This is a genomic window from Georgenia subflava (genome assembly GCF_009193155.1).
Classification (GTDB): domain Bacteria; phylum Actinomycetota; class Actinomycetes; order Actinomycetales; family Actinomycetaceae; genus Georgenia; species Georgenia subflava.
The window spans coordinates 67,744-92,866 of record NZ_VUKD01000006.1; the positions used below are offsets into that span (position 1 = coordinate 67,744).

A 25,123-nucleotide genomic window follows, 5' to 3' on the forward strand; every position below is an offset into this window, starting at 1 on the left:
TCACCGCGGGCCTGCGTGCCGACCTGTTCGCCCCGGTCCCGGGCCGGGCCCCTGGGCGGACCGGACGCGGCCCGCCGGAGCGGTCGTGGAATGATGCCGCGGCCGGTGCTGTTATGAGTGACAGATACTTCGACCGACGTGAGAGGAGCGCCGAGCATGCGCGATCCCCAGGACCTGTACTCCCGCAGCCCAGAGGCATTCGACGCCGTACCGGTACCGGTGCTCGTCCACGCCCTGCGCGGCTCCCTGGACGCGGGCCACGCCGGTGAGGTGGTGGCACGTCACCTCCTCGACTCCCTGCCCGCCGAGCGGATCGTGACGTTCGACTCCGACGCGCTGGTGGACTACCGCTCGCGGCGCCCGGCGATGACCTTCGAGGACTGGCGCTTCACCGACTACGACGAGCCCGTCATCGCCCTTGACCTGCTGCGCGACGACGAGGGCACCGAGATGCTGCTCCTGCACGGGCCCGAGCCAGACCTGCAGTGGGACCGGTTCACGGCCGCGGTGGTCGACCTGGTCGAGGAGCTCGGCGTCCAGCGCACCATCGGGGTGCACGGGATCCCCATGGCGGTGCCGCACACCCGCCCGACCACGGTGACGAGCCATGCCACCCGTACCGGCCTGGTGGACCCGCAGCGTCACATGATGGGCAGGGTGCAGGTGCCGGGGAACGTCGCCGGGCTGATCGAGCTGCGTCTCGGTCGTCGGGGCCACGACGCGCTCGGCTTCGCCGCCAACGTCCCGCACTACCTCGCCCAGTCCGAGTACCCGCAGGCCGCCGCCGAGCTGATCCGGCAGATCGCGGCGAACACGGGCCTCGCGCTGCCGGTCGGTGAGCTCGAGGCCGCGGCCGCGGAGACGGCGCTCCAGATCGAGGCCCAGGTCTCCGCCTCGGAAGAGGTGGGTGCCGTGGTCCACGCGCTGGAGCAGCAGTACGACGCCTACATGGAGGCCGCCGCCCAGCCCAGCCACACCACGCTGCTGGCCGAGCCGGGCGAGCTGCCGACGGCCGAGGAGATCGGCGCCGAGCTCGAGGCGTTCCTCGCCGAGCAGCGGGGCGGCTCGCCCGAGGACGAGCAGGCCTGACGACGACGGCCGGGCCGGACGAGGTCGACCAAGCCTGACGACGACTGCCGGGCCCGACGAGGTCGACCAAGCCTGACGACGACGGCCGGGTCCGAGGAGCACGACCAGGCCTGACACAGCCGCGGCACAAGACCGCCGTCGGCCGTGGTCAGACCACCGGCAGGGCCGCGCCGCCCGTGTGAGCAGTCTCATGCGGTCCGCGGACCGGCCCCGTGCCGCGCATCACGTCGCCGACGGGGACAATGGCGGGCGTGTCCCCCTTCCACGCGCCGGCCCCCACCCGGGTGGCGCTGACGGTCTGGGGTGCCGGCCTGGTCGCCTACATCGTCGCCGTGACGGGCCGGACCTCGCTCGGGGTCGCCGGGCTGCAGGCCGCCGAGCGGTTCGACATCTCCGCGTCGACGCTGTCGATGTTCTCGGTGGTCCAGCTCGCCGTCTACGCCGCCGCCCAGGTTCCGGTCGGGATGCTGCTCGACCGGGTCGGCTCGCGCAAGGTCATCGCCGCGGGCGCCGTCGTCCTGGCGCTCGGCCAGCTGCTCCTGGCCGTTGTCGACACGCTCCCGCTGGCCCTCGTGGCCCGCGTCCTCGTCGGTGTCGGCGACGCCACCGCCTTCGTCTCCGTGCTTCGCCTGATCCCGGCCTGGTTCCCGGCCCGGCGCGTCCCGCTGCTGACGCAGCTGACCGGGATCATCGGGATGACGGGCCAGATCATCTCCGCCGTCCCGTTCATGGCGGTGCTGCTCGCCTTCGGATGGACGACGGCGTTCGCCTCGCTGGCCGGTGCGGGCGTCTTCATGGGCGCCGTCGCCCTCGTCGTGGTGCGCGACCGCCCGGCGACCACGGCGACGCAGCCTGGCCGCGCACCGACCACGGAAGCCCACCGGGCCGGCGGCACCACCACGGAGGTGTCGCCCGCCCCGGGGAGCCCGGACGCCGTCCAGCCGGTCGGCACCGGCGCGGAGATGCCGGCCGCCCCGGTGGAGGCTCCGGCCGCCGCACCGGTCCCGATGCGTGCCGTGCTCGCCGAGCCCGGCACCTGGCTCGGCTTCTTCACCCACTTCGTCTCGCTCTTCCCGACCAACACGTTCGTACTCCTGTGGGGCGTGCCGTTCCTCACGGCCGGCCAGGGGGTGAGCACGCGGGGCGCCAGCACCCTGCTGACCATCGCCGCGCTCGCGGGGATCGTCACCGGGCCCGTCACCGGCATGCTGCAGTCGCGGTACCCGATGCGCCGCTCCTGGCTCGTGGTCGGAGCGGTGCTGGCCACCATCGCAGTGTGGACCTCGGTCCTCGTGCCGTCCACCCCCCGGCCGATGTGGCAGCTCGTCCTGCTCGTCCTCGTGCTGACACTCTCGGGCACCGCCTCCAACATCGGGTTCGACTTCGCCCGCACCTTCGTCCCGCCGGTACGTCTGGGGGCGGCGACCGGCCTGGTGAACGTCGGCGGCTTCGTCGCGTCGCTCCTGTCGATCTTCCTCGTCGGTCTCGTGCTCGACCTCGTCAGGCCGGACGGTGCCTACGTGCTCGACGACTTCCGGGCAGCCTTCGCCACGCAGGGGCTGCTCTGGGTGGTCGGCCTGGGCGGCCTGCTCCTGGCACGACGTGCCACGCACGGGCGGATGGCCGAGGAGGGCGTCGTCGTCCCGTCGGTGCGCGACACCCTCGCCCGGGTGCGCCGGGACCGTCCGCGAGGACCCTCCTGAGCCTCGCGACCGCCCGAGCGGAGCCTGCCCGTGCCCGCCGTGCAGTTCCCTGGCACGGCCGACGTGACTTCTGCCATGCTTTGGGACGTTGCATCTGCGTTTCCCTGACGTGCGATCCGGGTGCCGCCTCGGCGGGACCCACGGGTTGCGGTCCGCCACCGGCGGACGTCGCCCGGGCAAGGAAGTGGGACGAGGTATTGCGGCACGACCAGGGTCGGCACCGGGCCGGCCCACCGAGTCCCGGAAGGACATTGCAAGATGGCACAGGGAACCGTGAAGTGGTTCAACGCTGAGAAGGGCTACGGCTTCATCGAGCAGGACGGTGGCAACGCCCCCGACGTGTTCGTCCACTACTCGGCGATCCAGTCCGACGGCTACCGCTCCCTCGAGGACGCCCAGCGCGTCGAGTTCGAGATCACGCAGGGCCCGAAGGGTCCGCAGGCCGAGAACGTCCGCGCTCTCTGACCTGATCGTCGGCCGGCACCCCGGCCGCCGAGGGGTCCGCACCACGACGGTGCGGACCCCTTCATCTGTCCGGCGAGTGGCACAGCCGGCGTCCTCGTCGTCAGGACGGCGTCCTCGCGCCTCCGTCGTCCGGTGCGGGCGGATCTGCCGCCGGCGCCGCCGTGCCGCGGAACGAGGACAGGTCCGGACCGTGCAGCAGGCGGACCGGGAGCGGCAGGCGGCGCAGGTCCCGCTCGAGCGCGGCGACCGGCAGCGGTGCCGGCGAGGCCGCCAGCACCACGTTCCCGTAGCGGCGGCCCCGCAGGATCGCCGGGTCGGCGATGGCGACGACGTGGTCGAACACCTCCTGGAGCGTCGCCACCTCCACCCGCGCCTTGTGCAGCGGCGGGTGGTCGGTGAGGTTGACGAGGTAGAGGCCGTCCGCGGTCAGCACCCGCCGCACCTCGGCCGCCGCCTCACGGGTGCGGACGTGCCGGGGCACCTCGGCGTGGTCGAACACGTCCCGGACCACCAGGTCCCACGCACCGTCGCCGAGCGTGGCGACGACGGCGCGCGCGTCACCGGTGCGGATCCGAAGGCGTGGGGAGCGGGGCAGGTCGAACCAGTCCCGGACCAGACCGGCCAGCACCTCGTCGAGCTCGACGGCCAGCTGCGTCGAACCGGGGCGACGGGCCTCGAGCGCCCGGGGGAGCGCGCAGCCCGCCGCACCCAGGTGCACGGCCCGCACCGGCACCTCCGGGCGGGCGGCGTCCAGCACGGCGACCATCTGCTGCATGTACTCGAACTCGAGGTACGCCGGGTCGAGGAGATCCAGGTGCGAGCTCTCCGTTCCTCCCAGCATCAGCGTCACGCGGTGCGGGGCGCCCGGCTCGCGGCGGATGCTCGCCGTGCCCAGCGAGGTGGGCACCGGCTCCGTGGGCAGGTCGGGGAGGGCCGGCCGGCGGGCTGCGGGGCGACGGCGACGGTCTGGCACCCGGCCACGTTAACCTGGCAGCGGACGTGTCGAGACCCGGGGGTGGCCCATGAGCAGGTCCCCGCGCAGCGCGGCGGCGCGCCGTTCCTGGGGCGAGGACGACGCCGGCTGCACCATCCTCCACGTCGACATGGACGCCTTCTTCGTCTCGGTCGAGCTGCTCGACCGCCCCGAGCTCCGCGGGCGTCCGGTCATCGTGGGCGGGGACCACCGCGGGGTGGTGGCTGCCGCCAGCTACGAGGCACGCGCGTACGGCGTGCACTCAGCCATGCCTGCCTCGCGTGCGCGGCTCCTGTGCCCGGAGGCCGTCGTGCTGCCCGGTCGGCACGACCGGTACTCCGAGGTCTCCCGCCAGGTGATGGACGTCCTGGCCGAGGTGACACCGGTGATGGAGCCGGTCAGCATCGACGAGGCGTTCCTCGACGTCTCCGGCGCGCTGCGCCGGATGGGCCGGCCCGTCGAGATCGCCCGGTGGATCCGCCGCGAGGTCCGCTCGCGCACCGGCGTGCCGGCCTCCGTCGGTGTGGCCGCCACCAAGCACGTTGCCAAGATCGCCTCCGCCCACGCCAAGCCGGACGGGCTGCTCATGGTGCCGGTCGCCGCGACGGTGCCGTTCCTCCACTCGCTGCCCGTCGGTGCGCTCTGGGGGGTGGGCGAGAAGACCCGGGAGGTCCTCGAGCGGCACGGGCTCGACACCGTCGAGGACCTCGCCCACACGCCGCTGCCCACCCTGCACCGCACGCTCGGCGTCGCCGCCGGCCAGCGACTCCACGACCTCGCCTGGGGCCGGGACGCTCGCGCCGTCCAGCCGACCAGGGTCGAGAAGTCGGTCGGCACCGAGACGACCTTCGCCCGCGACGTGACCGACCGGTCGCACCTGGAACGCGTGCTGCTCGAGCAGGCCCACCAGTGCGCCGCCCGGCTCCGCGCGGACGCGGTCCTCACCCGTACGGTCGCGATCAAGGTCCGGTTCGCCGACTTCACCACTCTGACGCGCACCCGCACGCTGCCCGCCGCGACGGACCTCGCACACGACATCGTGGCGGCCGCCCGTGATCTCCTGGCCGCCGTCGACATCCCTCCCGACGGTGTCCGTCTGCTCGGCGTCCGTGCCGAGCGGCTCTCCAGCGCGGTCAGCACGGGCGTCCAGGCGGCCCTCGACGAGGACCCGCACCAGGCGCTGGCGGAGCGCGCGATGGACGGGGTGCGAGCCCGATTCGGTCCGCAGCTGCTGCGGCCTGCCTCGCTCCTCGGACGGAAAGACCGCTCGGCTTCCCCGAGCGCGTCCGGGGACATATCCTGATCAGTACACCGCCGCCGACCGGCGGGCGTCGGGCGAAACTGGAGGTCCCATGCCTCTCTCAGAGTACGAGCAGCGCATGCTCCAGCAGATGGAGCAGCAGCTGCGCTCCGACGACCCCAAGCTCGCCAGCACGCTCGCTGACAAGCCGCGGCCCGACGTGCGTCGGCTGAGCCTCGGCGTCCTGCTCTTCATCGCCGGCCTCGGCGGGCTGGTCGGCGGGGTCGCGACCGGCCAGGTATGGCTCGGCATCCTCGGGTTCGTCCTCATGCTCGGTGGTGTGATGCTCGCCATCACCGGCCCGCGCGGCGGCGCCCGTCGCGGTCGCCGCGGCAAGAAGACGGCAGGCCCCGGAGCCGGTCCCTCGGCCGGTGGCTTCATGCAGCGCCAGGAGGACCGGTGGAACCGGCGCAACGAGGAACGCGGACGCTGACCCGCACCACCTGACGACCACGGCCCGCGGCACCTGCCGCGGGCCGTCGTCAGTCTCCGGGCGAGACACCGCCACGTCCCCGGCCCCCCACCTCGCTCCACCGTCCGGCTGAACCCTCCTCGCGCGGCAGCCTCCACCTCGCTCCACCTGCTTGCCGAACCCGACGCCTGGCTCGTCGTCTCCACCTCGCTCCACCGGCCGGCCGGGCACTCCTCCCGCCGCCGAGCTCCACCGCCTCCACTTCGCTCCACGATGCGGTGCTCGCCGTGCACTCATCTGCGACGACCTGCGGGATCACAAGGATTCTCGACGGCGTCGAGCCTGGCCGTCGAGCCGAACCCGCACTCGGACGAGGCCAGGCTCGCCAATTCCCTCCACCGCCCTCCCGCCGCGCCAGTCTGCGGATTTCTCGGGCCTCCGCACCCGAATCTCATGCATTCTGCGTTGACGGGGGAGTGAAGTGGAGTAATGTGGGGCGCACTGGTGACGGCCGACCGCGAGAAGGGGGTGCCGAGTGTTCCTTGGTACCCACGCGCCTCGCCTGGACGACAAGGGGCGGCTGATCCTCCCCGCGAAGTTCCGTGACCAGCTCGCTCCCGGGGTCGTCCTCACGCGCGGCCAGGAGCGATGCCTGTACGCCTTCCCCGCCCGAGAGTTCGAGGACATGCACAACCGTCTGCGCCAGGCGCCGGTCACGAGCAAGCAGGCCCGTGACTACCTGCGTGTCTTCCTCTCCGGCGCCGCCGACGAGGTGCCGGACAAGCAGGGGCGGATCACGATCCCCTCGCCGTTGCGCCAGTACGCCGGTCTCGAACGCGAGCTGGCCGTGATCGGCGCCGGCACCCGGATCGAGATCTGGGACGCGAGCGCCTGGGAGACCTACCTGGCCGAGCAGGAGCAGGCGTTCGCCGAGACGGCCGAGGAGGTGGTCCCCGGACTCTTCTGATCCGCCGCAGCAGCACCCGAAGCACCACCTCACCCCGCACGACGAGGTCTCTCACCGCGACTCTGACGCACTTCCCCGGCGTCAGAGCAGGCGGAGGGAGTCCTGGTCGGGCGGTGGAGGGCCCCCGACCAGCACCTACCAGCAGTTCCACGCACCGAGCGGACCAGGAGAGCCCATGAGCCAGGCGGATGCAGCGTCGCTGCACGTGCCCGTGCTCGCCCAGCGCTGCCTGGACCTGCTCGCCCCCGCCGTCGGGGCCCCCGGAGCCGTGCTCATCGACGCGACGCTCGGCATGGGGGGACACACCGAGGCCGCCCTGCGGCGCTTCCCCGGACTGAGGGTGGTGGGAATCGACCGCGACCCGCAGGCGATCGAGCTCGCCGGCGCGCGCCTCGCACCGTTCGTCGACAGGTTCACCGCGGTCCGGACCACCTACGACCACATCGACGACGTCGCTGCCGAGCACGGCCGCGGCGGCGCCGTCGACGGCGTCCTGATGGACCTGGGCGTCTCCTCGCTCCAGCTCGACGACGCGGGACGGGGCTTCGCCTACGCGCACGACGCCCCCCTCGACATGCGGATGGACCAGAGCGCCGGAATCTCCGCCGCCGAGCTCCTCGCCACCGCGGAGGAGGCCGAGCTGCGTCGCATCCTCAGGGTCTACGGTGAGGAGAAGTTCGCCGGCCGCATCGCCGCCGCCGTCGTCCGGCGGCGCGAGAGCGCCCCGCTCACCCGCACCGGCGAGCTCGTCGAGATCGTGCGGGAGAACATCCCCCAGGCCGCGCGGCGCACCGGCGGGAACCCGGCCAAGCGCACCTTCCAGGCGCTGCGGATCGCCGTCAACGGCGAGCTGGAGGTGCTCGAGCGGGCGCTGCCACGCGCCGTCGAGGCCGTGACGGTCGGCGGCCGGATCGTCGTGGAGTCCTACCACTCCCTCGAGGACCGGGCGGTGAAGGCGGTGCTCGCCCGCGGCGCCACCAGCTTCGCGCCGCCGGACATGCCGGTCGAGCCCGAGACGCACCGTCCGTACCTCAAGCTGCTCACCCGCGGCGCCGAGGAGGCCGACGCCGCGGAGCAGGCCCGCAACCCGCGGGCCGCCTCGGTCCGGCTCCGGGCCGCCGAACGCCTCAGACCGACCCCCGACCACCTCACGACGCCCCCGCCCCGCCCCCGGAGCCCCAGGAGGAATGCCGCATGAGCTCTGTGCCGGCGCGCGCCCCGAGAGCGACCGCCCCCCGAACCACCCCCGCCTGGCGTCCGCGGCTGGAGGTGGTGCCGAGCCCCTCACCGGCCCGCAGCCTGGTGCCCTACCTGCTGCTGTGCGCCGCCATCCTGGCCGCGGCGCTCCTGGGCGTCCTCCTGCTCAACACCCAGATGGCCGCCACCGCCTACGAGATCCATGACCAGCAGCGCGCGCTGAACCGGCTCGACGAGTCCGAGGCGTCCCTCCTCGCCCAGGTGGAGGAGGCGGGGTCCCCGGCCGTCCTCCAGAGCCATGCCGACGCCCTCGGCATGGTCCGCGCCGAGGACATCCGGTTCGTCCTGCTCGCCGAGCGCAGCATCCTGGGAGGCCCGGAGGAGGACGCCGGATGAGCGCCGGCGCGGCAGCGACCGACCGGGGCGCACGCCTGCGCCGCCAGTCCGTCCTCGTCTTCGTCCTCACGGTCCTGCTCGTCTTCGGCGGCCGGCTCGTGTACGTCCAGGCCGTCCAGGGGCCGGAGCTCGCCGAGCAGGCCCGCGACGACCGGACCCGCACGTCGCTGATCCGGGCACCGCGCGGTGACATCGTCGACAGCGACGGCGAGGTGCTGGCGACCTCCGTCGAGCGCTACAACGTCGGGGTCAACCAGCTGCTCGTGCGCAACTACCAGCTCAAGGACGACGAGACCGGCGAGGTCCTGTCGAGCGGCGCGGCCGCCGCGGCGGAGGTTCTCGCGCCGCTCCTCGGCCGGGACAAGGCCGAGCTCGGCGCGCAGCTGGTCGGGGAGTCGACCTTCGTCTACATCGCCAAGGGCCTCACGCCGGAGCAGTGGCGCGAGATCGACGCGCTGAGGATCCCCGGCATCGAGCCCGAGGAGACGACCGAGCGGATCTATCCCAACGGCACGACCGCCGGCAACGTCATCGGCTACGTCGGAGCCGACCAGGACGGCGACGGCGACGCCGACGGCATGGCCGGTCTCGAGTACTCCATGGAGGACGAGCTCACCGGCACCGACGGCTCGCTGACCGTCGAGATCGGCGGCACCGGTCAGGTCATCCCGACCGGGCTGCGCGAGGAGGTCCCGGCCGTGCCCGGCCAGACCGTGCACACCACCATCGACCGCGACCTGCAGTTCTACGCCCAGCAGGAGCTCGACGCCGAGGTCGCCAAGTGGGGCGCCCAGTGGGGCGCCGTCGTCGTCGAGGAGATCGGCACCGGGCGGATCCTGGCCATGGCGGACTCCAACACCGTCGATCCCGGCAGCTACCAGGACTGGGAGCAGGCCGACCGTGGGTCGCGGGCGGTCTCGGCACCCTACGAGCCGGGCTCCACCGGCAAGCTGCCGACCTTCGCCGCCGCGCTGGAGGAGGGGCTCGTGGAGATCGACACCGAGTTCACCGTCCCCGACCGGATCACCATGCCCAACGGGCAGAGCTTCCGCGACAACAGCGACCACGAGACCTTCCACCTCACGACCGCCGGCGTGCTCGCCATGTCCTCGAACACGGGAACGGTGCAGATCGGCGATCTCATGGACGACCGGACTCGGTACGACTACATGCGCGGCCTCGGGTTCGGCGAGCGGACCGGCATCGAGCTGCCCGGCGAGACGCCCGGCGTGCTGCGCGACCCGGACACCTGGGACTCGCGCACCCGGTACACGACGATGTTCGGCCAGGGCATGAGCGTCTCCCTGCTGCAGAACACCTCCATGGTCGCCACGCTCGGCAACGGCGGGGTGCGCATGGACCCGCACGTCGTCGACGGTCTCACGGACGGCGACGGCGACTTCACGCCCACCGAGGTCGAGCCCGGCGAGCAGGTCTTCTCCGAGGAGACCTCCGCCGAGATGATCGCCATGATGGAGAGCGTCATGGCGGACGAGGGCACCGGCATCGTCGGACGCGTCGACGGCTACCGCGTCGCGGCGAAGACCGGCACCGCGCAGATCGTCGACGGCGCCGGCGGGCTCAGCTCGCGCCTCGGGTCCTTCGTCGGGCTCGTCCCCGCCGAGAACCCGCGGATCGCGGTCGGCGTGGTGATGTACAAGCCGGCCGGGATGTCCTACGGCGGTGTCATCGCCGCCCCGGTGTTCCGCGACGTGGCGGGTTTCGCGCTCCACCAGCTCGGCGTGCCGCCCAGCACCGAGCCCGCCCCGGACCTGCGGCTCGACACGGACGAGGAGTGACCCGCCTCGCAGGGGAGGAAGCCGACGCGCCCAGGGGCAACAATGGGCCGGTGACGTCGGACCCCACGCCTACGCCCGCGCCCTCGCGCGCCGGGACGCCCTCGACCCAGGACTTGGCACCGCTGCGGCCGGTCGCCCCCGCCCCGCACTCCCTCAGCGAGGTCGCGGCCGCCTTCGGGCTCGTCTCGGTCCCTGAGAGGTCGGCGGGTGCCGGGAGCGCCGCTGTCCCCGGTAGCACCGCAGTTCCCGGGAGCCCCGCGGGTGCCGGGCGACCCGCAGTCCCCGGGAGCCCCGCAGTCCCCGGTGGCTCGACGGGTGCCGGGAGCGCGGACACCGACGTCCAGGTCCGCGGGGTGACCGCCGACAACCGTCAGGTCCGCGGCGGTGAGCTGTTCGCCGCCCACACCGGCGGCCACGTCCACGGCGCCCGCTTCGCCCGGGCCGCCGTCGACGCAGGTGCGGCGGCCGTGCTCACGGACCCCGCCGGGGCCGACCTCCTCGCCGCCGACGAACCGCTGGGTGTGCCGGTGCTCCTCGCCGACGACGTCCCCGCCCTGCTGGGGTCGCTCGCCGCCCACCTCTACGGCACGCCGGGCGAGACTCTGGGGACGTTCGCGCTGACCGGCACCAACGGCAAGACCACGACGGCGTTCATGCTCGACCACACCCTGCGTGCCCTGGGTCGGCGCACCGGGCTGATCGGCACCGTCGAGGTCCGGGTGGGGGAGCGGGCCGTGCCGGCGACCCTCACCACCCCGCAGCCCGCCGAGCTGCAGGCCCTCCTCGCCGCCATGGTGGAGGACGACGTCGACGACCTCGTCATGGAGGTCTCCTCGCACGCCCTCGCGCTGCACCGCGTCGACCCGCTCGTCTACGACGTCGCCGGGTTCACCAACCTCACCCCCGAGCACCTCGACTTCCACGGCACCGTCGAGGAGTACTTCGCCGCGAAGGCCTCGCTCTTCGCCCCGGCCCGGTCCCGGCGCGGCGTCGTCCTCGTCGACGACCCCTGGGGCCGGCGGCTGCTGTCGGAGTGCCGCTCGGCGCACCCGGGCCAGGTGCTGGGGCTCGCCGTCCGCGCCGACGCCGACGCCGACGTCGCCGACGCCGATCCCGAGTGGCGGGTGGTCGAGGCCCGGCCCGAGGGCACCGGCACGGCCTTCACCCTCGCCCGCCGCGACGGCAGCGCGGTGCGCACCCGCACCGCCCTGCCCGGCCACTTCAACCTCGCCAACGCCGCGCTCGCCGTCGCCATGGTGCTCGCGAGCGGTGTCGACGCCGCCACCCTCGAGACCGCTCTCGACGCGGCCGGCGGGGTGAGTCCCCAGGTGCCCGGACGCATGGAGCAGCTCGCCGAGCACCCGCGCGTGATCGTCGACTTCGCGCACAACACCGACGCCCTCGCCCAGGCGATCGCGGCGGTCCGCCCGGGCACCGTCGGCCGTCTCGTGGTCCTCTTCGGTGCCGCGGGCGAGCGGGACCGCGTCAAGCGACCCGAGATGGGACGCGTGGCGGTCGAGGGCGCCGACGTGGTCGTCGTCACCGACGACGACCCGCACGACGAGCCCGCCGGGCAGATCCGCGCGGAGGTCCTGGCCGGGACCACCGGGGCTGTGCCCGACACCACGGTGCGCGAGATCGCCGACCGGGCGGAGGCCATCCGTACCGTGGTCCTCGAGGCCGACGAGAACGACACGGTCCTCGTCGCCGGCCGGGGACACGAGACGGTCCAGGAGGTCGCCGGCGTGGCCCACCACCTGGACGACCGCGAGGAGGTGCGCGCCGCCCTGGCGGCGCGCGCCGGAGGACAGCGCCGATGATCACGATGACCCTTGCCGAGGTCGCCGCCGCGACGGGCGGCCACCCCGCCGCGCCGGTGGGCGACGGCGCGCCCGACGTCACCGGCGAGGTCGTCGCCGACTCCCGCCAGGCCGGCCCGGGCGCGCTCTTCGCCGCCTTCGTGGGCGAGCGGGTCGACGGCCACGACTTCGTGGTGGGTGCGCTCGACGCCGGGGCCGCCGGGGCCCTGGTGTCCCGGCCCGAACAGGTGATCCTCGCCGGGGCCGACGCCGCCCGCCTGGTCGTCGTCGACGACGTCGCCGCGGCCCTGGGCGCGCTGGCCCGGCACGTGCTCGCCGAGCTCCGCCGTCGCCGCGACCCGGCCGACCCGCTCCACGTGGTGGCGGTGACCGGGTCGTTCGGCAAGACCACCACCAAGGACCTCCTCGCCGGCCTCGTCGCACCCCTCGGGGAGCGCATCGCCCCGCCCGGCTCGTTCAACAACGAGATCGGGCTGCCGCTGACGGTGCTGCGTGCCCGGGAGAGCACCCGCACCCTCGTGCTCGAGATGGGCGCGGACCGGGTCGGCAACCTGGACTACCTCACGTCGGTCGCCCCGCCCGACGTCGCCGTGGTGCTGGCCGTGGGCCGCGCGCACCTGGGCGAGTTCGGCGGCATCGACAACGTCGCCCGCGCCAAGAGCGAGCTCGTCGCGGGGCTGGTGCCGGCGGGGACCGCGGTCCTCAACGCCGACGACCCGCGCGTGATGGCGATGGCGGGTCTCGCGCCCGGCCGGGTGCTGACCTTCGGGCTCGACGAGAGCGCGGACGTCCGCGCCACCGGGGTCACGGTCGACGACCGCGGGCGCGCCGCCTTCGAGCTGCACACGCCGGCCGGCACCGCCGACGTCGCGCTCGCGCTGGTCGGTGAGCACCATGTCCACAACGCCCTCGCCGCGACCGCCGTGGCGCTGCACCTCGGCGTGGACCTGGCCGCCGTGGCGACCGCGCTGGCCGGTGCCGGCGCCGCCAGCCCGCACCGCATGGACGTGCGTGAGCGGTCCGACGGCGTGACGGTGATCGACGACTCCTACAACGCGAACCCCGACTCGGTGCGGGCCGGCCTGCGGGCGCTCGTCGGCATGGCCGGCGGGCGTCGGACCGTCGCCGTCCTGGGCGAGATGCTCGAGCTGGGCACCGACTCCGCGGCCGAGCACGCCGCGGTCGGCGCCGAGGCCGCGCGGCTCGGGGTCGACATCGTGCTCGCCGTCGGGGCCGGCACGGCGGCGCTCGCCGCGGCGGCCCGCACACCGGCCGGGCCGGAGGTCGTCGAGGCGGCGGACCTCGAGGCCGCGCACGAGCACCTCGTGGAGTCGCTGCGCGAGGGTGACGTGGTGCTGCTCAAGGGATCGAACGGGTCGGGTGTCTGGCGGCTGGCGGAGAAGCTGCTGGCCGGGCCGCAGGGGGGAACCACCGCATGATGTCCGTGCTGATCGCCGCGGCCGTGGCGCTCGTGCTCTCGATGGCGGGGACCCCGCTCTTCATCCGCCTCCTGGTGGCCAAGAACTACGGCCAGTTCATCCGGCAGGACGGGCCGACCGCCCACTTCACGAAGCGCGGCACCCCCACGATGGGCGGCGTCATCATCATCGCCTCGACCGTGCTGGGCTACACGGTCGCGAACATCATCACCGGGCGGCTGCCCAACGCCTCGGGCCTGCTCCTGCTGTTCCTCATGGTGGGCCTCGGCCTCATCGGGTTCCTCGACGACTACATCAAGATCTCCCGCCAGCGTTCTCTCGGCCTGAACCCCAAGGGCAAGATCATCGGCCAGGCCGCGATCGGCATCACCTTCGCCGTGCTCGCCCTGCAGTTCTCGAACGAGAACTACCGCACGCCCGGCTCCACCGAGATCTCCTTCATCCGGGACACCGGGATCGACCTCGCGTTCGCCGGCGCCGCCGTCGGCCTGGTCCTGTTCGTCATCTGGGCGAACTTCCTCATCACCGCCTGGTCCAACGCCGTCAACCTCACCGACGGCCTGGACGGGCTCGCGACCGGCGCCTCCATGCTCGTGTTCGGCGCCTACACGGTCATCACGATCTGGCAGTCGAACCAGTCCTGCCAGTACCTCGTCGACCCGGGCCAGGGCTGCTACGAGGTACGCGACCCGCGCGACCTGGCCATCGTCACCGCCGCCATCGTCGGTGCCTGCTTCGGCTTCCTGTGGTGGAACACCTCGCCGGCGCAGATCTTCATGGGCGACACCGGCTCCCTCGCCCTCGGCGGTGCGCTGGCCGGCCTGTCGATCCTCACCCGCACCGAGATCCTCGCTGCCATCATCGGCGGGCTCTTCGTCATCATCGTCATGAGCGACGTGATCCAGATCGGCTTCTTCAAGGCCACCGGGAAACGGGTGTTCCGGATGGCGCCGCTGCACCACCACTTCGAGCTCAAGGGCTGGGGCGAGGTCACCATCGTGGTCCGCTTCTGGATCATCTGCGCCCTGTGCGCCGCAGCCGGGCTGGGCCTGTTCTACGCCGAATGGGTGTCGGTGGCATGACGTTCCCGCAGGATCTCGACGGCGCCCGGGTCGCCGTCGTCGGCCTGGGCACCTCCGGCCGGGCCGCGCTGGAGGTGCTCGGCACCACCGGTGCGCAGCTGAGCGGCCACGACGCCGCCGAGTCCGCCCTCGACGCCGCCCGGGAGAGCGGCGAGGTGCCGGCCGGCGCCGTGCTGCGCGCCGCCGCCGACCCGGCCGGGCTCGCCGAGCAGGTGCTCGCCGGCGCCCCCGACGTCGTCGTCGTCTCGCCCGGCATCCCCGCCGTCTCGCCCCTGCACACCAGGGCCGCGGCCGCCGGCGTGGAGGTGTGGAGCGAGGTCGAGCTCGCGTGGCGGCTGCAGGCCCGCCGGGCCGACGGCTCGCGCGCGCCGTGGCTGACCCTGACCGGCACCAACGGCAAGACCACAACCGTGTCCATGCTCGCCACCATCCTCGCCGCCGCCGGCGAGCGGGCCGCCGCCGTGGGCAACGTGGGCACCCCGATCGTCCGGGTCGCCGCCGGCGGGGGCGTGGACGTGCTCGCGGTGGAGCTGTCCAGCTTCCAGCTGCACTCCACCCACAGCGTCTCCCCGCAGGCCAGCGCCTGCCTGAACATCGCGCCCGACCACATCGACTGGCACGGCTCGTACGAGCGGTACCGGGCCGACAAGGCGCGCGTGTACGAGCGCACCCAGGTCGCGTGCGTCTACAACGAGGCCGACCCGCAGACCCTGGCGATGGTCGAGGAGGCCGACGTCGTCGAGGGGGCGCGCGCCGTCGGCACGACGCTGCGCACACCAGCCGTCGGCCGGCTCGGCCTCGTCGAGGAGTACCTCGTCGACCGCGCCTTCGGCCCCGACCGGCACCGCGCCGCCGTCGAGCTCGGCACCCTCGCCGACCTCGCCCACCTGGCGCCGGCCGGCGGCGACGTGCCCGACCACGTGGTGGCGAACGCGCTCGCCGCCGCGGCGCTGGCCCGGGCCCACGGCGTCGCGCCCGAGCACGTGCGCCAGGGCCTGCGCGACTACGCCCCCGGCGCCCACCGGATCGAGCTCGTCGCCACCGTGGACGGCGTCGCCTACGTCGACGACTCCAAGGCGACCAACGCCCACGCCGCCGAGGCCTCGCTGGGCTCCCTGCCTGCCGGCACGGTGGTGTGGGTGGCCGGGGGGCTCGCCAAGGGCGCCACCTTCGACGAGCTCGTGCTCGCCCGGCGTGACCGGCTGCGCGCCGTCGTCCTCATCGGCGTCGACCGTGAGCCGCTGCGCGGGGCGCTGGCGCGACACGCGGGCGACGTCCCGGTGATCGAGGTCGACGCTGGCGAGGATGGGGCCGTGATGACGCGGGCGGTCGCGGAGGCGGCTCGGCTCGCCCGGCCGGGCGACACCGTGCTGCTGGCACCGGCCTGCGCCTCGATGGACCAGTTCCGCAGCTACGCCGAGCGCGGCGAGGCCTTCTCCCGGGCCGCCCGCGCCCTCCAGGAAGGCACCCCATGACCACCCTCGACGGACTCCGGCGCCGGCCGCGCATCGCGCCCGCCCGGACGTCGTCGCGCACCGGCGCGGCCCGCGCACGGGGTCGGGGGAGCGACACTGCCGCCACCGAGGTGGCCGCCCTGAGCTACTACCTCGTCGCCGGTGCGGCGCTGCTGCTCCTGGCGCTCGGCGTGGTGATGGTCCTCTCGGCGTCCACCATCGACTCGATCCGGGCCAACGACGGCAACCCCTACGTGGAGTTCCTCAACCAGGCGAAGTTCGTCATCATCGGGATCCCGATGGCCGTGATCGCCTCCCGGATCTCGGTGGACTGGTACCGCCGTCTCGCCTGGCCCGCCTTCCTCGGCGCCCTGGCGCTGCAGCTGCTGATCTTCTCCCCGCTGGCGCGGGGCAAGAACGGCAACGTCAACTGGATCTACCTCCCGGGCATCAACCAGACGATCCAGCCCTCGGAGTTCCTCAAGCTGGCGCTCGCGCTCTGGCTCGGCCTCGTGCTGGCCCGCAAGGGCCGGCTGCTGGGGCAGTGGCGCCACGCGCTGATCCCGGGCGCCATCGGCGCCGCCCTGGCGACCGGGCTGGTCCTCGCCGGGCACGACATGGGAACCGTGCTGGTCATGGTCGCCCTCGTGGTGGGCTCCTACTTCGTCGCCGGGCTGCCGCTCCGCTGGTTCGCGATCCTCGGGGTGCTCGGCGCCGGCGCCGCCGCTGGGCTCGTCGTCTCCTCCGCCAGCCGCACCGCCCGGGTGCTCTCCTACCTCGGTCTCGGCGAGTCGGACCCGTTGGACGCGGGCTTCCAGACCCAGCACGGCCTGTGGGGCCTGGGCACCGGCGGAGTCTCCGGCGTCGGCCTCGGCGCCTCGCGGGAGAAGTGGTCCTACCTGCCCGAGGCGCACAACGACTTCATCTTCGCGATCATCGGCGAAGAGCTGGGCCTGCTCGGCACCCTGCTGGTGCTCGCGCTCTTCGGCGGGCTCGCCATCGGGATGTTCCGCATCGTGCGGCGCCACCGCGACCCGTTCGTCCAGATCACGACGGCGGCTCTCGCCAGCTGGATCCTGGCCCAGGCCCTGGTCAACATCGGCGTCGTCATCGGCCTCCTCCCGGTGATCGGCATCCCGCTCCCGCTGGTCTCCGCCGGCGGGTCGGCGATGATCTCCACCCTCATCGCGATCGGTGTGCTGCTGGCCTTCGCACGATCAGAGCCGGGCGCCGCGCAGGCGCTGGCCACCCGCAAGGGCGTGGTGCGCCGGTCGATGGCCGTCGTCGGCAAGGTCCGTCGTGGCTGAGGTGCCCGGACCGCCCCTGCGGGTGCTGCTCGCCGGCGGCGGCACGGCCGGCCACGTCAACCCCCTGCTGGCCACCGCCGCCACCCTGGCCGGCGACGACGGGGCCGAGATCACCGTGCTGGGCACCGAGGCCGGACTCGAGCACACCCTGGTGCCGGCGGCCGGGTACCCGCTGCGGATCGTGCCCCGCGTACCTCTGCCCCGGCGGCCCTCCGCGGACCTCCTGCGCCTGCCCGGCCGGCTGCGCGCCGCGGTGCGCGCCGCGGACGTGGCCATCACCGAGACGGCGGCCGAGGTGGTCGTCGGGTTCGGCGGCTACGTCGCGACGCCGGCCTACCTCGCCGCCCGCCGGCTCGGCGTCCCCGTGGTCGTGCACGAGCAGAACGCCCGGCCCGGCCTGGCGAACCGGCTCGGTGCCCGCTGGGCCGCCGTCGTCGCCCTGACGTTCCCCTCGACCGAGCTGCGCGCGGCGCGCGGGCGCACCGAGGTCACCGGCCTGCCGCTGCGGCCCGCCGTCGCCACCCTGGTCGCCGACCGGGCGACGACGGACGGGGCCACCGGGCGTCGCGTGGCCGGCGCCGCCGAGCTCGGTCTGAACCCGGACCTGCCCACCCTGCTCGTCACCGGCGGCTCGCTCGGCGCCCAGCGGCTCAACGAGGCGGTCGCAGGCGCCGCGAACGCTCTGGCCGGTGCGGGCGTGCAGGTGCTGCACCTCACCGGGCGGGGCAAGGACGAGGCGGTCCGCGCGACGCTGGCCGGTGCCGGTCGTGAGGCGGCGGACCGGTACCACGTCCGCGAGTACCTGCCGGCGATGGAGCACGCCTACGCCTGCGCGGACCTGGTGCTGTGCCGGTCCGGCGCCGGCACGGTCTCCGAGCTCGCCGCCCTCGGCCTGCCGGCCGTCTACGTCCCGCTGCCGTTCGGCAACGGCGAGCAGCGGCTCAACGCCGCCGACGTCGTCGCGGCCGGCGGCGGGGTCCTGGTCGAGGACGCCGAGCTCACGCCCGCCTGGGTGGCCCGGGAGGTCGTCGCCCTGCTGAGCGACCCGCAGGCGCTCGCCCGCCGCGGCGCCGCGGCCGCCGGTGTCGGGCCCCGCGACGGGGCCGCCCGGCTCGCCGCCCTCGTGCGCGAGGCGGCCCGGGGGGCCGGCCGTGGCTGAGCGCTTCCACCTGGTGGGTGTGGGCGGGGCGGGGATGTCCGCCGTCGCCGAGCTGCTCGCCGCCCGCGGCCACCGCGTCTCCGGCTCGGACCAGCGCGACTCCGCCGTGCTCGAGCACCTGCGCCTCGTCGGGGTCCGGACCTACCTCGGGCACGACGCCGCCCACGTGCCGGCCACCGGCTCGCTCGTCGTCTCCACGGCGGTGCGCGAGTCCAACCCGGAGCTCGTCGCTGCGCGGGAGCGCGGGATGCCCGTGCTGCACCGGTCGCAGGCGCTGGCGCGTGCCGCCGCCGGGCGCGACTTCGTCGCGGTGGCCGGAGCCCACGGCAAGACCTCGACGTCGGCGATGCTGGCGGTCGCGCTGCGCGGCGCCGGGCAGGACCCGTCCTACGCGATCGGCGGCACGGTGCTCGCGCTCGGCACCGGCGCGCACCTCGGCACCGGCCCGGCCTTCGTCGCCGAGGCCGACGAGTCGGACGGCTCGTTCCTCAACTACACGCCGCGGGTGGCGCTCGTGACGAACGTCGAGCCCGACCACCTCGATCACCACGGCTCCGAGGCAGCCTTCCGGCGCTCGTTCGAGGACTTCGCGGCCCGCATCGTGCCCGGCGGCCTGCTCGTGGCGTGCGCGGACGACGACGGCGCCCGGGACCTGGTCCACCACGCCGTCGCCGCCGGCACGCGGGTCGTCACCTACGGCGCCGGCGACGCCCCGGCCGGCGTCGAGGCGCACGCGCGGCCGACGCCCACGTCGATGACCGGCCACGGCTCTCGCGCGCACGTGCGGCGCACCGGTGCCGGCGGGGTGCTCGAGGCCGACCTCGAGCTCCGGGTCGGGGGCGCGCACATGCTGCTCAACGCCGTCGGCGCCTGGTGCGCAGGCCTCGAGCTCGGTGTCGGCCCGGCCGAGATGGCGGCCGCGCTGGGTGAGTTCACCGGCACGGGACGCCGCTTCGAGCCGCGCGGCGAGGCCGCCGGGGTGCGGGTGGTCGACGACTACGCCCACCACCCCACCGAGGTGGCCGCGACCCTGGCCACCGCCCGTCTCGAGGCCGGCGAGGGGCGCGTCCTCGTCGTCTTCCAGCCGCACCTGTACTCGCGCACCCAGAGCTTCGCCGACGCGTTCGCCGCCGCCCTGGCGGCGGCCGACCGCGCGGTCGTCACCGACGTCTACGCGGCCCGCGAGGACCCGGTGCCCGGGGTGGACGGCTCGCTGATCACGCGCGCCATGGCGGCGCACGGCGCGGGGGAGCGGGCGACCTATGTGGCCGACCGGCTCGCCGCCGCGCGCGTCGTCGCCGACCTCGCCGAGCCCGGCGACCTCGTGATGACCGTCGGTGCGGGGGACGTCACCGAGCTCGGTGACCTCATCCTCGACCGGCTGCGGGAACGGGCATGAGGCAGCCGGCCGCTCCGAGGCCCCGCCGCCCCGAGGCCCCGCCCGCGCGCGAGCCGGCCGCCCGGCACGGCCGCGCGGTCACCGGTCGTCCTGACCGCCACCCGGGCACGAGGCCCGAGCGCGAACCCGCCCGCCCGCCCGCGGCTCGCAGGCCGGCGGGCGCGCCCGCCGGCCGGACGCCCGAGAGTGCACCAGCCACGCCGGCGGCCGGGTCGAGCACCTCCTCCGAGCCTCGGCCCGCCCGCACGGGGGCCCGGCTGGTCCTGGCCCGCCGCAAGGGCCGCGCCGAGGGGGAGGCCCCGGCGGCCGTGATCACGGGCCTCGCCGCCCGCATGGCCGAGCGGGCCGCCGCGGACCGCCGGCTCCTGCTCCGCCGCGGCGCCTGGACCCTCCTGGTGCTCGCCGTCCTCGCCGGTCTCGCGTGGGTCCTGCTCTTCTCGCCGCTGCTGGCGCTCGACGCGGAGAGGATCAAGGTCGACGGCGTGGCCGACCCGGTCGACCCGGCGACGGTGGTCGCCGTCGTCGAGGACGAGGTCGGTACGCCCCTGCTGCGGGTGGACACCGCCGAGGTGGCCGGCAGGATCGCCGAGATCCCCACCGTCCGCGAGGCGCAGGTGTCCCGCTCGTGGCCGGACGGGCTGGCGATCACCGTCGTGCCCCGGGTGCCGGTGGCGGCGGCGGCGGCGACCGACGGCGGCTGGGTCCTCGTCGACGCCGACGGCGTGCAGGTGGCCACGGCCGCGGAGGTCCCCGAGGGCCTGCCCGAGGTGACCGTGCCGCTGACCAGCTCCGAGGAGACCGCTCCGGCGCTCGACGCCGTCCTCACCGTGCTCGGCGTGCTGCCCGAGGAGCTGCTCGGGCAGGTGGCGCAGGCCGGCGCCACCACCCCCGAGCAGGTGATGCTCACGCTCGACGACGGCGCGACGGTGCGCTGGGGGAGCGCGGAGGAGAGCGAGCTCAAGGCCGAGGTGCTCGCAGTCCTGCGCGAGGAGCCGGCGGGCGTCTACGACGTCTCGGTTCCCCGTACCCCGACGACGAGCGCGTAGGCAAGATCCGCCGCGACACGCGCGACACACCACGACCGGTCGTTGCTCCGGGAACCCCACGGACCTAGCGTCACCAGTGGCAGAAAATGACATAAGTCTAACCCTGAGGTAGAGGTTGAGGGTTGGGCTCCGCAGGACGACGAGAGGGACCGACGTGGCGGCACCGCAGAACTACCTGGCAGTGATCAAGGTGGTGGGCATCGGCGGTGGCGGCGTGAACGCCGTCAACCGGATGATCGAGGTCGGGTTGAAGGGCGTTGAGTTCATCGCCGTCAACACCGACGCCCAGGCACTGCTCATGAGCGACGCCGACGTCAAGCTCGACGTCGGCCGTGAGCTCACCCGTGGGCTCGGCGCCGGCGCCGACCCGGAGGTGGGCAAGAAGGCGGCTGAGGACCACGCGGAGGAGATCGAGGAGGTCCTGCGCGGGGCCGACATGGTCTTCGTGACGGCCGGCGAGGGCGGCGGCACCGGCACCGGCGGCGCGCCCGTCGTCGCCCGGATCGCCCGCTCCCTCGGTGCGCTGACGATCGGCGTGGTCACCCGGCCCTTCACCTTCGAGGGGCGGCGCCGCGGCGTCCAGGCCGAGTCCGGCATCGAGGCCCTGCGCAACGAGGTCGACACCCTCATCGTCATCCCCAACGACCGTCTGCTCTCCATCTCCGACCGTGGCGTCTCCGTCCTCGACGCCTTCAAGTCTGCCGACCAGGTCCTCCTCTCCGGTGTCCAGGGCATCACCGACCTGATCACCACGCCCGGCCTCATCAACCTCGACTTCGCCGACGTCAAGTCCGTGATGCAGGGCGCCGGCAGCGCCCTGATGGGGATCGGTTCCGCCCGCGGCGAGGACCGTGCGGTCCAGGCCTCCGAGCTCGCGATCTCCTCGCCGCTGCTCGAGGCGAGCATCGACGGCGCGCACGGCGTGCTGCTGTCGATCCAGGGTGGCTCCGACCTCGGCCTCTTCGAGATCCACGAGGCGGCCCGCCTGGTGCAGGAGGCCGCGCACCCGGAGGCGAACATCATCTTCGGTGCGGTCATCGACGACGCCCTCGGCGACGAGGTCCGCGTCACGGTGATCGCCGCCGGCTTCGACGAGGGGGCCGGACCGGTCTCCGGGCGGCAGCAGCAGACCGGCCGTCCCGTCGGGCAGGTAGCCCCGCAGGCCGCCGCCGTCCCGCCGGCCCCCGCTCCCTCGCCGAGCTCGCCGGAGCCGGTCGAGGCGGGCGCCCACCGGGCCGCGCTGCCCACGCCCGGTGCCACGCCGGTCCCGTCGGCCGCCACGCCCGCCCCCGCGCCGTCGACGAACGGCAACGGCGTGCCGGCCTTCATCGGCGAGGACGGCCGGCCCAAGCAGCAGCGGGACTTCGAGGTGCCGCGCGTGTTCGACGAGGAGCCGGCCCGCGCGCGCCGTGACGAGGACCTGGACATCCCCGACTTCCTCAAGTGAGCCCGGTGGCGGACGGCACAGCACGCCTGCCGCTCCTGCCCGCCGAGCTCGGCCCCGGCGCGCGTGGTGCCTTCACCACGCGCGCCGGTGGCGTCTCGGCAGGCCCGTACGCGGCGTCGGGCCCGACCGGTGGGCTCGACCTCGCGCTGCACGTGGGTGACGACCCGGGCGCGGTGGCGGACAACCGTGAGCGGCTCGCGGCCGTCGTCGGCGGCCCGGTCGCGTGGATGGACCAGGTCCACGGCGCCACGGTGCGGGTGGTCGAGCGGGTTACCGGTGCCAGCGAGGGGGAGTGCGACGGGCTGGTCGCGGTGCGCGGCGGCGCTGAGGTGCGCAGCGGCGCTGAGCCGCCCGCCGTCGCGGTGCTGGTCGCCGACTGCGTCCCGGTGCTGCTCGCCGACACGGGCGGGACCGTCGTCGCCGCCGCTCACGTCGGCCGCCAGGGACTCGTCCGTGGCGTGCTCGGCGCCACGGTCGACGCGATGCGGACCCGCGGTGCCGGCGCCCTGCACGCCGCGATCGGTCCCAGCATCTGCGGTCGCTGCTACGAGGTGCCCGCGGCGCTGCGCGACGAGGTTGAGGCGCAGGTGCCCGGCACGGCGTCGTCGACCTCCTGGGGCACGCCCGGGCTGGACCTCGTCGCCGGGGTGCGCCACCAGCTGGACGCCGCCGGGGTGCGGCACGTGGACCACGTGGCGGCCTGCACGCTGGAGGACGAGCGGTTCTACTCGTACCGCCGGGCCGGTCGCGACGGGACGGGTGCCACCGGTCGGTTCGTCGGCGTCGTGCGCTCCGTCGCGGCGGGCGGACCGCCGGTGCGGGCGTGACGCGACACGCCGCGCCCACGTGCTCCGGCGGGTCCCGGCGCTGGTCTAGCGTCAGGCACAGCAGCAGGCCGCCCCACCGCGGGGCCGGTCAGGGATGAGCACCGAGGAGCAGCGATGGCCGGAACGATGCGCAAGATGATGGAGTACCTGTCGCTGGCGGAGCCGGACGACGAGTACTACGACGACGCCCCTGAGGACGCCTACCGCGACGAGGAGGAGCCTCGTCCCGAGCGTGAGCGCACGGAGCGTGCCGAGCGCACCGAGCACCGCGCGGAGGTCACGCCGATCTCCCGCGCCGCCGCACTGCACACCGAGGAGCCCGTGGTGACCGAGGACCTGCGCCGCATCGTCACCGTGCACCCCTCGACCTACAACGAGGCCCGCGTGATCGGCGAGGCCTTCCGCGACGGCACCCCCGTCATCATGAACCTCACCGGCATGAGCGAGTCGGACGCCAAGCGCATGGTCGACTTCTCGGCCGGCCTGGTCTTCGGCCTGCACGGCGCCATCGAGCGCGTGACCAACCGTGTGTTCCTGCTCTCGCCCGCGACCGTCGAGATCGAGACCGACCACGCCGACAACGACCAGATCCCCGGTCGCTTCTTCAACCAGAGCTGACTTTGTCTCTGATCTTCGGGGCGCTGGACCTGCTGCTGCTGCTCTACCTGCTCGTCCTGATCGTGCGCCTCGTGTTCGACTGGGTGCAGGTCTTCGCGCGCTCCTGGAGGCCGACCGGAGTGCTCCTGGTCGTCGCCAACGGGGTCTATGCCCTCACCGATCCGCCGCTGCGCTTCCTGCGCCGGTTCATCCCGCCGCTGCGGCTGGGCCAGGTCAGCCTCGACCTCGGGTTCCTCGTGCTGTTCATCGGGGTGTCCCTCGCCCGCAGTCTCGTGCGGTACCTCGCATTTCTTACGCTCGCGTGATCGCGGCTAATGTCAACGCAGGCACTTCCAGATTACGGTCCGCTACGGTTGCTCCCGTGAGCAGCGGGACCGAAGGCTCATGACCGACCGACACGACACCGAGGTGACGACTATGGCGCTGCTCACGGCAGACGACGTCCTCAACAAGAAGTTCCAGCCCACCAAGTTCCGGGAGGGCTACGACCAGGACGAGGTCGACGACTTCCTCGACGAGGTGGTCAACACGCTGCGCGTGGTGACCGGTGAGAACGAGGAGCTCAAGGCCAAGCTTGCCGCCGCCGAGCGCCGCATCGCCGAGCTGAGCCGCGGTGAGGGTGCCGGTGACGAGGCCCGCTTCGCGCCGGCCGCCGCCCCTGCCGAGGAGCCCACGGAGGAGCCGGTCGAGGAGCCCGCCGTCGAGGAGGCCCCGGCCCAGCCGGCTCCCCAGGCGTCCTTCGCCGCACCCGCACAGCCGACGGCCGCGCAGGCCGCGGCGGGTGGCGAGCCCGAGTCCGCGACCGGGATGCTCGCTCTTGCCCAGCGCCTGCACGACGAGTACGTGCGCAACGGCAAGGAGGAGGGTGACCGCCTCGTCTCCGAGGCCCAGACCGAGGGACAGCGCATCATCAAGGAGGCCGAGGACCAGCACAACCGGACCCTCACCCAGCTCGAGCAGGAGCGCTCGCTCCTGGAGCGCAAGATCGACGAGCTGCGCACGTTCGAGCGCGACTACCGCACCCGCCTGAAGAGCTACCTCGAGTCGCTGCTCAGCAACGTCGAGAGCGGTGCGCCCAAGGCCGAGGGAATCTGACCCCGGACCACCCAGCCGCACGGACGGCGACGACCCTCGGGTCGTCGCCGTCCGTCTTGTCCTCTCAGGTCCGCCGCCGCGGCCGAGCCTGCGGGTGCGCCTGCGTCGTCGGTCCTCGCGCGGGACCGT

At 74.1% G+C, this 25,123-nt stretch carries 23 protein-coding genes; 22 read left to right on the forward strand and 1 reads right to left on the reverse strand.

Annotated features, from left to right (window positions below; translation table 11 throughout):
• The first annotated feature begins 156 nt into the window (after positions 1-156).
• The 3 genes from GD748_RS17640 (at position 157) to GD748_RS17650 (ending at position 3,257) form a co-directional block, all read left to right on the forward strand.
• Complete coding sequence (locus tag GD748_RS17640; RefSeq protein WP_152196556.1) at positions 157-1,089, forward strand: PAC2 family protein; 933 nt, start codon at positions 157-159, stop codon at positions 1,087-1,089.
• A gap of 251 nt (positions 1,090-1,340) precedes the next feature.
• On the forward strand, positions 1,341-2,792 hold the full coding sequence (locus GD748_RS17645; protein WP_226921583.1) for an MFS transporter: 1,452 nt from the start codon (positions 1,341-1,343) through the stop codon (positions 2,790-2,792).
• Between the two features lie 258 nt (positions 2,793-3,050).
• Positions 3,051-3,257, forward strand: a complete 207-nt coding sequence (locus GD748_RS17650) for a cold-shock protein (RefSeq protein WP_043498042.1) — start codon at positions 3,051-3,053, stop codon at positions 3,255-3,257.
• Between the two features lie 100 nt (positions 3,258-3,357).
• Here GD748_RS17650 and GD748_RS17655 read toward each other — a convergent pair whose 3' ends face one another.
• On the reverse strand, positions 3,358-4,230 hold the full coding sequence (locus tag GD748_RS17655) for a spermidine synthase (RefSeq protein WP_152196557.1): 873 nt from the start codon (positions 4,228-4,230) through the stop codon (positions 3,358-3,360).
• 49 nt (positions 4,231-4,279) lie between these two features.
• On the opposite strand from GD748_RS17655, the gene GD748_RS17660 reads away from it, so the two are divergent.
• The 19 genes from GD748_RS17660 (at position 4,280) to GD748_RS17750 (ending at position 24,994) form a co-directional block, all read left to right on the forward strand.
• Positions 4,280-5,533, forward strand: a complete 1,254-nt coding sequence (locus GD748_RS17660; RefSeq protein WP_152196558.1) for a DNA polymerase IV — start codon at positions 4,280-4,282, stop codon at positions 5,531-5,533.
• Positions 5,534-5,582: 49 nt separating this feature from the next.
• Positions 5,583-5,963, forward strand: a complete 381-nt coding sequence (locus tag GD748_RS17665; protein ID WP_152196559.1) for a DUF3040 domain-containing protein — start codon at positions 5,583-5,585, stop codon at positions 5,961-5,963.
• Positions 5,964-6,477: 514 nt separating this feature from the next.
• Positions 6,478-6,909 carry a division/cell wall cluster transcriptional repressor MraZ gene (gene mraZ / locus GD748_RS17670; RefSeq protein ID WP_152196560.1) on the forward strand — a complete coding sequence of 144 codons (432 nt, stop codon included), beginning with the start codon at positions 6,478-6,480 and terminating at the stop codon, positions 6,907-6,909.
• A gap of 175 nt (positions 6,910-7,084) precedes the next feature.
• On the forward strand, positions 7,085-8,107 hold the full coding sequence (gene rsmH, locus GD748_RS17675; protein ID WP_152196561.1) for a 16S rRNA (cytosine(1402)-N(4))-methyltransferase RsmH: 1,023 nt from the start codon (positions 7,085-7,087) through the stop codon (positions 8,105-8,107).
• Positions 8,104-8,502: a hypothetical protein gene (locus GD748_RS17680; RefSeq protein ID WP_152196562.1), complete on the forward strand. Its 399-nt coding sequence runs from the start codon at positions 8,104-8,106 to the stop codon at positions 8,500-8,502. Before rsmH ends, GD748_RS17680 begins: the two co-directional genes overlap by 4 nt.
• On the forward strand, positions 8,499-10,301 hold the full coding sequence (locus GD748_RS17685; RefSeq protein WP_152196563.1) for a peptidoglycan D,D-transpeptidase FtsI family protein: 1,803 nt from the start codon (positions 8,499-8,501) through the stop codon (positions 10,299-10,301). Before GD748_RS17680 ends, GD748_RS17685 begins: the two co-directional genes overlap by 4 nt.
• 50 nt (positions 10,302-10,351) lie before the next feature.
• Complete coding sequence (locus GD748_RS17690) at positions 10,352-12,121, forward strand: UDP-N-acetylmuramoyl-L-alanyl-D-glutamate--2,6-diaminopimelate ligase (protein WP_405002703.1); 1,770 nt, start codon at positions 10,352-10,354, stop codon at positions 12,119-12,121.
• Positions 12,118-13,560 (forward strand): UDP-N-acetylmuramoyl-tripeptide--D-alanyl-D-alanine ligase, encoded by a 1,443-nt coding sequence (locus GD748_RS17695; RefSeq protein ID WP_152196564.1) that lies wholly within the window; start codon positions 12,118-12,120, stop codon positions 13,558-13,560. Before GD748_RS17690 ends, GD748_RS17695 begins: the two co-directional genes overlap by 4 nt.
• Positions 13,557-14,642 (forward strand): phospho-N-acetylmuramoyl-pentapeptide-transferase, encoded by a 1,086-nt coding sequence (gene mraY, locus GD748_RS17700; RefSeq protein ID WP_152196565.1) that lies wholly within the window; start codon positions 13,557-13,559, stop codon positions 14,640-14,642. Before GD748_RS17695 ends, mraY begins: the two co-directional genes overlap by 4 nt.
• Entirely contained in the window at positions 14,639-16,117 is a 1,479-nt protein-coding gene (murD, locus tag GD748_RS17705) for a UDP-N-acetylmuramoyl-L-alanine--D-glutamate ligase (protein ID WP_226921584.1), read from the forward strand. Before mraY ends, murD begins: the two co-directional genes overlap by 4 nt.
• The gene (gene ftsW / locus GD748_RS17710) at positions 16,114-17,403 is read left to right on the forward strand and encodes a putative lipid II flippase FtsW (protein ID WP_152196567.1); all 1,290 of its coding nucleotides are present in this window, start codon (positions 16,114-16,116) and stop codon (positions 17,401-17,403) included. Before murD ends, ftsW begins: the two co-directional genes overlap by 4 nt.
• Positions 17,396-18,562 (forward strand): undecaprenyldiphospho-muramoylpentapeptide beta-N-acetylglucosaminyltransferase, encoded by a 1,167-nt coding sequence (gene murG, locus GD748_RS17715; protein ID WP_405002704.1) that lies wholly within the window; start codon positions 17,396-17,398, stop codon positions 18,560-18,562. Before ftsW ends, murG begins: the two co-directional genes overlap by 8 nt.
• A gap of 34 nt (positions 18,563-18,596) precedes the next feature.
• On the forward strand, positions 18,597-19,961 hold the full coding sequence (gene murC, locus GD748_RS17720; RefSeq protein WP_152196624.1) for a UDP-N-acetylmuramate--L-alanine ligase: 1,365 nt from the start codon (positions 18,597-18,599) through the stop codon (positions 19,959-19,961).
• A 308-nt stretch (positions 19,962-20,269) separates the two neighbouring features.
• Complete coding sequence (locus GD748_RS17725) at positions 20,270-21,007, forward strand: cell division protein FtsQ/DivIB (protein WP_193313010.1); 738 nt, start codon at positions 20,270-20,272, stop codon at positions 21,005-21,007.
• A 154-nt stretch (positions 21,008-21,161) separates the two neighbouring features.
• On the forward strand, positions 21,162-22,454 hold the full coding sequence (gene ftsZ, locus GD748_RS17730) for a cell division protein FtsZ (RefSeq protein WP_152196569.1): 1,293 nt from the start codon (positions 21,162-21,164) through the stop codon (positions 22,452-22,454).
• Positions 22,455-22,459: 5 nt separating this feature from the next.
• Positions 22,460-23,281 carry a polyphenol oxidase family protein gene (locus GD748_RS17735; RefSeq protein WP_152196570.1) on the forward strand — a complete coding sequence of 274 codons (822 nt, stop codon included), beginning with the start codon at positions 22,460-22,462 and terminating at the stop codon, positions 23,279-23,281.
• 114 nt (positions 23,282-23,395) lie between these two features.
• Positions 23,396-23,899, forward strand: a complete 504-nt coding sequence (locus GD748_RS17740) for a cell division protein SepF (RefSeq protein ID WP_152196571.1) — start codon at positions 23,396-23,398, stop codon at positions 23,897-23,899.
• Positions 23,900-23,901: 2 nt separating this feature from the next.
• Positions 23,902-24,204, forward strand: coding sequence for a YggT family protein (locus tag GD748_RS17745; RefSeq protein ID WP_152196572.1), 303 nt, complete (start codon positions 23,902-23,904; stop codon positions 24,202-24,204).
• 112 nt (positions 24,205-24,316) lie between these two features.
• Positions 24,317-24,994: a DivIVA domain-containing protein gene (locus GD748_RS17750; protein ID WP_152815847.1), complete on the forward strand. Its 678-nt coding sequence runs from the start codon at positions 24,317-24,319 to the stop codon at positions 24,992-24,994.
• Positions 24,995-25,123 lie beyond the last annotated feature (129 nt).

What these genes read in the sequence shown, in the direction of transcription:
- GD748_RS17640 (WP_152196556.1), top strand. Translation starts at nt 157, where the DNA reads ATGCGCGATCCCCAGGACCTGTACTCCCGCAGCCCAGAGGCATTCGAC.
- GD748_RS17650 (WP_043498042.1), top strand. Translation starts at nt 3,051, where the DNA reads ATGGCACAGGGAACCGTGAAGTGGTTCAACGCTGAGAAGGGCTACGGC.
- GD748_RS17660 (WP_152196558.1), top strand. Translation starts at nt 4,280, where the DNA reads ATGAGCAGGTCCCCGCGCAGCGCGGCGGCGCGCCGTTCCTGGGGCGAG.
- GD748_RS17665 (WP_152196559.1), top strand. Translation starts at nt 5,583, where the DNA reads ATGCCTCTCTCAGAGTACGAGCAGCGCATGCTCCAGCAGATGGAGCAG.
- rsmH (WP_152196561.1), top strand. Translation starts at nt 7,085, where the DNA reads ATGAGCCAGGCGGATGCAGCGTCGCTGCACGTGCCCGTGCTCGCCCAG.
- GD748_RS17680 (WP_152196562.1), top strand. Translation starts at nt 8,104, where the DNA reads ATGAGCTCTGTGCCGGCGCGCGCCCCGAGAGCGACCGCCCCCCGAACC.
- GD748_RS17685 (WP_152196563.1), top strand. Translation starts at nt 8,499, where the DNA reads ATGAGCGCCGGCGCGGCAGCGACCGACCGGGGCGCACGCCTGCGCCGC.
- GD748_RS17695 (WP_152196564.1), top strand. Translation starts at nt 12,118, where the DNA reads ATGATCACGATGACCCTTGCCGAGGTCGCCGCCGCGACGGGCGGCCAC.
- mraY (WP_152196565.1), top strand. Translation starts at nt 13,557, where the DNA reads ATGATGTCCGTGCTGATCGCCGCGGCCGTGGCGCTCGTGCTCTCGATG.
- murD (WP_226921584.1), top strand. Translation starts at nt 14,639, where the DNA reads ATGACGTTCCCGCAGGATCTCGACGGCGCCCGGGTCGCCGTCGTCGGC.
- ftsW (WP_152196567.1), top strand. Translation starts at nt 16,114, where the DNA reads ATGACCACCCTCGACGGACTCCGGCGCCGGCCGCGCATCGCGCCCGCC.
- murC (WP_152196624.1), top strand. Translation starts at nt 18,597, where the DNA reads ATGTCCGCCGTCGCCGAGCTGCTCGCCGCCCGCGGCCACCGCGTCTCC.
- GD748_RS17740 (WP_152196571.1), top strand. Translation starts at nt 23,396, where the DNA reads ATGGCCGGAACGATGCGCAAGATGATGGAGTACCTGTCGCTGGCGGAG.
- GD748_RS17750 (WP_152815847.1), top strand. Translation starts at nt 24,317, where the DNA reads ATGGCGCTGCTCACGGCAGACGACGTCCTCAACAAGAAGTTCCAGCCC.